At 52.8% G+C, this 4,638-nt stretch carries 3 protein-coding genes, 1 tRNA gene and 1 rRNA gene; all 5 read right to left on the bottom strand.

The features are described 5' to 3' along the window. Nucleotides 1–22: 22 nt before the first annotated feature. The gene (locus CFR72_RS16265; protein WP_208630093.1) at nucleotides 23–1,909 is read right to left on the bottom strand and encodes a DEAD/DEAH box helicase; all 1,887 of its coding nucleotides are present in this window, start codon (nucleotides 1,907–1,909) and stop codon (nucleotides 23–25) included. Then, nucleotides 1,909–2,850 carry a HamA C-terminal domain-containing protein gene (locus tag CFR72_RS16260; RefSeq protein ID WP_110914770.1) on the bottom strand — a complete coding sequence of 314 codons (942 nt, stop codon included), beginning with the start codon at nucleotides 2,848–2,850 and terminating at the stop codon, nucleotides 1,909–1,911. The genes CFR72_RS16265 and CFR72_RS16260 overlap by 1 nt, the downstream gene beginning before the upstream one ends. Nucleotides 2,851–2,998: 148 nt before the next feature. Next, on the bottom strand, nucleotides 2,999–4,228 hold the full coding sequence (locus tag CFR72_RS16255; protein WP_110914769.1) for a type II restriction endonuclease: 1,230 nt from the start codon (nucleotides 4,226–4,228) through the stop codon (nucleotides 2,999–3,001). 220 nt (nucleotides 4,229–4,448) lie between these two features. Continuing rightward, a tRNA-Met gene (locus CFR72_RS16250) sits at nucleotides 4,449–4,525 on the bottom strand. Between the two features lie 28 nt (nucleotides 4,526–4,553). Beyond that, nucleotides 4,554–4,638 (bottom strand): 5S ribosomal RNA (gene rrf, locus CFR72_RS18535); the annotation flags it as partial.

The raw sequence follows: 4,638 nt of genomic DNA, 5'->3' as shown, positions 1-4,638 counted from the left end.
CAGATGGCCAACAGCAACGCCGTCAGAAGGGCGGCATAACAACAATCGGGTATAGCTTATCAAGCCCGCAAAACTGTCCGAACGGACGGGACCACCTCAATCGATCACGGACATATACTGTCGTAAGATAAGCACTCACCTGCTCGAATGCACGGACTTTACCAGGATCACGCTCCACTCCGGCTGGATGTTGCTCTATATATGCAGCGAGTTTATCGAGTTTCGAGAGAGCAGTATCGGTCTCTCGCCGGATCGGATAACGTGTGCGTTGGGGAACCCCTGAAGGCCACGCTCTTTTATCGGCCGCATCAATGCAGATGATGTTGCCTTGAAATTCATCACCCCATCTACCGGCTCGACCGGCAAGGTTCCAAAAATCCTGCGGCTCCATCGGCGTCTTCTTACCCTTGCGGGGTCCGCGAACGACGATAGTCCTGCAAGACAAGTTTACACCCTCTATGAGAGTAGATGTACAGACGAGAAACTTGAGCTTTCCTGTCTTGAACAGCCTCTCAACTTCCAGACGGATAAGCGAAGGCATGTTACCATAATGGAAGGCGATGCCAGCTTCCACTAATGGTGCTAGCCTATAGCTTTTGTGCACGCACTTTCGTGCTAGATCTGCAAGATCAGCTAGCTCCTGGTCGATCTCTTTAGCTGTCGGTAACAACTGACTGATGATCTCAGCAACGTCCTCAGCCTCGGCCGCTCCATTGGCGTAGACAAGAGTGCCGCCCCGTTCTCCGATGGCCGCCGCGATGAACGCGAGCCTCTTTGCCAGCGTATTCGGCTTGCTTGCAAGCGTTAGTGTCCCGAGAGGCAAATATTCCTCATTGTGCCGAAACTTCAGTGCCCATTTCGTCGGCTTTGCAGGGACCTGATGGGCGACCACGATGTTTTGTAATACGGTCGCGACATCACTATCGATCGGTATGGTCGGCGTGGTGTCTGGCGCATCTTCAAGCAACACTTCAGGGTTTTGTGTTGCGGGACTCACAAACGTCACACGCATGTTCGGACTGGATCTGAGCAGCCGCTCAATAGCGTCTTGTAAAATAACGCCGCGTTGCGAATCGCCTATCTTATGAGCCTCGTCAACGACGACAAGATCTACATTGATGCGGTCTCGCAACAAATTAGCGAGAAGGTGCAACCGTTCTTGCGTGAAGACAAAGACGCATTGCTTGCCTGTTTTCTCCGCATCAGCATACTTTTGCGCTGAGGGCAGTGAGGATATCTCGATATCGAGTTCAGCCTGAGCCGCAACCTCCATCAAAGATGACTCGATTTCCGAAACAAGAGCGCGCGTCGGTGCAAGATAAACTACCCGTCGGATTTTCCCGATCGCAATGCAGTCAACAAGCCACTTCAAGACGAGGAATGTCTTGCCGGATGCGGTGGGCGCGGAGGCAGACAGCCAGGCCCGCTCTTGACCGGCCGCCTGCCAGAATTCAAGCTGAAATTCATTGACCGACAAGCGCTCACCCGTAGCCTCAAGAAGGATGGAGCTTTCGAGTTGTCTTCTTTGATCTTCAATCCTAAGCGCAACGCCGAGTCTTGATTCCAGATGCGGTTTAAGTCTTCCCCGCTGTTCGGCAAGAGTCACCGAGCGACGGTTCGACAGTTTATCGAACAACACTGCGGCGGTGTCTCGAACCGGGTCTGATGTTGGTAGCAGCATCGCACCAGTCGCGATGCGTAGACTTGCTTCCAGATGCGCACGTTTATCCGACCGTGCAAGGATACTCGCAGCAAACAGGAGACGCGGCCAGTCGAACGTGACATCCGTCAGCGTGGCGTCTTGGGTTACGTTATCGAGTTCTAGAAGAGTGGTGACCAAGCCGAGTTGCTTTAACTCGCCGCTTAGGGATGTCTCATAAAGCCAATCTTGAAGTTCTGTCTCTGACATCACTGCCCCATGGCCTCAAGAAAGGCTTCTCTGAACTTATCTACAGAAGGGAGTGGCAAGAATAGAAAGTGGATATCAAAGTGTTGAAGCCTCTCTGCAGTCAGCCTTCGTCCAAGCGATGTAGACCAGCTTTCAAGACCAACTTTTGCGGCTTCCACAATATCTTCAAGCGCACCTTTTTTATCATCATCTGGGTAGAAATCCGCGTCGAAGCCAACTAGCGCCACCCCGCAATACTCGACCCTGTTAGATAATGGTGAACTTGTGTCGAAGAAGCGTCGGAAGGCAGCCGATAACTCTGGATTTCCGAGATCCGCCTTATCGCTTAAAAGCACTAAATCGCGCTCTCGGGATGAGCCCAAATGATCTTCTTCGATCAGAAATGGTGCTAACGAACTGAGGCAATCGCGGATTGCGTCGGTTGGATCCTTATAGACCTTGGACTCCCCCCAGAAGAGCTTTAACTTCCCATCGTCAGAGACCGATGCATAAACACCATCGGCACCATGATAATGCATACGACTGTCAGTTTTTAGATCCATTTTGCAGAGAACATGAGGAATACCCAAAAACCGCTCAGCGAAAAGGAATAGAAGCATTTCGCCACCCTCTCCGCTTTTGGCTAGATCCGTAAACACGGCCTTTGCTTTTTCGTGTAGCGCGGCGACCGCCGATGTGGATCGGAACTTTGTATCCCGCGCCCGCGCCTCTTCGACACGCGTACGTGGGATGGCATAATCAGCTGCGGCATAACGTAAAAACTCAGCGAGCCTCTTTATTTTCACCTTTCCGTTTCCATCGGTGGTCAAACAATGGCAATACACTTTGACATTTTGGCCATCGATCATGATGTCACGCTCGACCAAATGTAGATGCACACCCAATTCTTCTGGGTCACCTGAGAGAATTGCATCGAGTTCAGCGCCAGTGATTTCCGCCATGACCTACGTTCCAAGAAAATGAATTTTAGTTACTTTGCAATTTGGCGGTCTCGGTCATTTCCACTCTATTAACCCCCTTCCCTCTTCCTGGTCATCACCATCATGCTGGAGTAAGAGGATGGGATATCGCTTGGATAGGCTTCAATCCCTAACCAAAACGCCTGATTGCCTCACGATCCTTCTCAAGCGCCCCATAAGGCAGATACCGGACTTTCAAATCTGCAATCCTGCTGAAGGCCGGCCGCCTCAACTGTTCCCGCACATCGGCTTCCCGCTTGTCTGGAGCGACAAGGAATAGTCCTTCCAGAGCCTGCGCCTCCGACCCAAGAGCAAGATCCAGCATCCGCACGATGCCGGAATAGATGGTCGTTGAATGCTCGACCTCGAATGCCGCAACAATCCCGTGGCTGTCCCGGTCCAGCCACAGGACATCGATCAGGCGCACGGATTCCGCTCCCTGCGTTTCCGTCGTGAATCCCGGCAACACCGACAGGCAGCCATCCCCCAATTTACCGTCCTGCCATGGACGACTGCGATCGTTGGCTGCAATCCAGACATCATACCCCAGAGAAAGCCCCAGATCGCGAAGCCAGCCCTGAATTTCGGTATGGGTGTGATCCGTTTCCCGCTCCGCGGCGAGGATTCGGGCCTCTTTTGCGCTCTGCTCCCTCACCTGATGAAGATCGGCTTCCCAAAGCTTCTGCGCTGTTTCGTCATCTTCGAGAGGCGGCGCTGTATAGCGTCCGCTTCCGAGGTCAAACAGCAGTCCACCAATGGCGCCCAGGTCATTGGACAGCAGCGAACGATAGGTCGCATTCAGCTTCAGGATACCCTGCCGCATGGCAAGATATTCGTCCCATCGCCCCAGCTTCACCTTTGAGCCGGTCAGGGCATTATAGCCGTTCACGATCGCCGTATTGAAAGGCGGCATGATCGTCGGATGCAGGAAATACAACAGATTGGCGACGGCTGGTCCCAGCCCTTTTATCTTCTGGGCATCGATTGTATGAATGGCCGAGACCACATGTTCTTCAGTATTGCAGCACAGACAGGTATCAAGAAGCTGCCCGAATGCTTTCTGGTTGGCGGAATTTTCGTAGATATCGGGAATTCGTAGCTTCGGCTTCCACAGGAACGCATGATCCGCACCCTTGAAAATCTGACGCTGCTCCGCAATCGAATGAACAACCGTTTCCAGGGAGGAGCCACGATAGGCGACCCCAAATGTGCCATCGGTAATCTCAGCGACGACCTGCTGCAGGCCGCGGCGGATAGAGCGAAAGTTCTTAAGGCGCTCATCCCATAAAAACCAGCTCTGATAGGTCCCTGCCGGATCGTCCCTCCAGCGAAGGATAAGGTTTCGAATAAGGTCCGTCATCAATCCAGAAGCTAAAATTACATTCGCTTCTGAGCCTGATTGTAACAGCGTCTCACGTCAATGCAGATAATCGCAAGTGGTTGCGCGGTAGGATACCCCCGATTTGAACCTACCTACCCTAAATACCTGAAATTAAACAGCTTCCCAGAATATGCCCTCGATTTACGCATAGCAAAACCCCGCTAAGCCGTTGACTTAGCGGGGTTCCAGAAACTGCAAGTGGTTGCGGGGGCAGGATTTGAACCTGCGGCCTTCAGGTTATGAGCCTGACGAGCTACCGGGCTGCTCCACCCCGCGGTGGTGAGTTGGTGGGACTGACTGGAAGATCTGGCGGCGACCGACTTTCCCGTGCCTTGAGGCACAGTATCATGGGCGCTGGGGTTTTTCACGGCCGAGTTCGGGATGGGATC

This window comes from Gluconacetobacter entanii (assembly GCF_003206495.1).
GTDB lineage: Bacteria > Pseudomonadota > Alphaproteobacteria > Acetobacterales > Acetobacteraceae > Novacetimonas > Novacetimonas entanii.
This window is presented reverse-complemented; position numbering and strand designations above follow the sequence as displayed.

Coding starts and splice junctions, on each gene's coding strand:
- CFR72_RS16260 (WP_110914770.1), bottom strand. CDS start 2,850: ATGGCGGAAATCACTGGCGCTGAACTCGATGCAATTCTCTCAGGTGAC.
- CFR72_RS16255 (WP_110914769.1), bottom strand. CDS start 4,228: ATGACGGACCTTATTCGAAACCTTATCCTTCGCTGGAGGGACGATCCG.
- CFR72_RS16265 (WP_208630093.1), bottom strand. CDS start 1,909: ATGTCAGAGACAGAACTTCAAGATTGGCTTTATGAGACATCCCTAAGC.